General features: G+C 43.0%; 1 protein-coding gene. It reads left to right on the forward strand.

The genetic code is table 11. The features are described 5' to 3' along the window. The first annotated feature begins 180 nt into the window (after positions 1-180). On the forward strand, positions 181-996 hold the full coding sequence (locus SB753_RS34430) for an aminoglycoside O-phosphotransferase APH(3')-Ia (RefSeq protein ID WP_000018329.1): 816 nt from the start codon (positions 181-183) through the stop codon (positions 994-996). The last annotated feature ends 16 nt before the right edge of the window (positions 997-1,012 follow it).

Below are 1,012 nucleotides of genomic sequence, written 5' to 3' on the forward strand. Positions count from 1 at the left end.
GTAGCGGTGGTTTTTTTGTTTGCAAGCAGCAGATTACGCGCAGAAAAAAAGGATCTCAAGAAGATCCTTTGATCTTTTCTACGGGGTCTGACGCTCAGTGGAACGAAAACTCACGTTAAGGGATTTTGGTCATGAACAATAAAACTGTCTGCTTACATAAACAGTAATACAAGGGGTGTTATGAGCCATATTCAACGGGAAACGTCTTGCTCTAGGCCGCGATTAAATTCCAACATGGATGCTGATTTATATGGGTATAAATGGGCTCGCGATAATGTCGGGCAATCAGGTGCGACAATCTATCGATTGTATGGGAAGCCCGATGCGCCAGAGTTGTTTCTGAAACATGGCAAAGGTAGCGTTGCCAATGATGTTACAGATGAGATGGTCAGACTAAACTGGCTGACGGAATTTATGCCTCTTCCGACCATCAAGCATTTTATCCGTACTCCTGATGATGCATGGTTACTCACCACTGCGATCCCCGGGAAAACAGCATTCCAGGTATTAGAAGAATATCCTGATTCAGGTGAAAATATTGTTGATGCGCTGGCAGTGTTCCTGCGCCGGTTGCATTCGATTCCTGTTTGTAATTGTCCTTTTAACAGCGATCGCGTATTTCGTCTCGCTCAGGCGCAATCACGAATGAATAACGGTTTGGTTGATGCGAGTGATTTTGATGACGAGCGTAATGGCTGGCCTGTTGAACAAGTCTGGAAAGAAATGCATAAACTTTTGCCATTCTCACCGGATTCAGTCGTCACTCATGGTGATTTCTCACTTGATAACCTTATTTTTGACGAGGGGAAATTAATAGGTTGTATTGATGTTGGACGAGTCGGAATCGCAGACCGATACCAGGATCTTGCCATCCTATGGAACTGCCTCGGTGAGTTTTCTCCTTCATTACAGAAACGGCTTTTTCAAAAATATGGTATTGATAATCCTGATATGAATAAATTGCAGTTTCATTTGATGCTCGATGAGTTTTTCTAAGAATTAATTCATGAGC

This window comes from Paraburkholderia sp. SIMBA_053, from assembly GCF_046534895.1.
Taxonomy (GTDB): Bacteria; Pseudomonadota; Gammaproteobacteria; order Burkholderiales; family Burkholderiaceae; genus Paraburkholderia; species Paraburkholderia caledonica.

Bases quoted from the DNA above. Each gene is read 5' to 3' on its own strand.
- SB753_RS34430 (WP_000018329.1), top strand. From the start codon at position 181: ATGAGCCATATTCAACGGGAAACGTCTTGCTCTAGGCCGCGATTAAAT.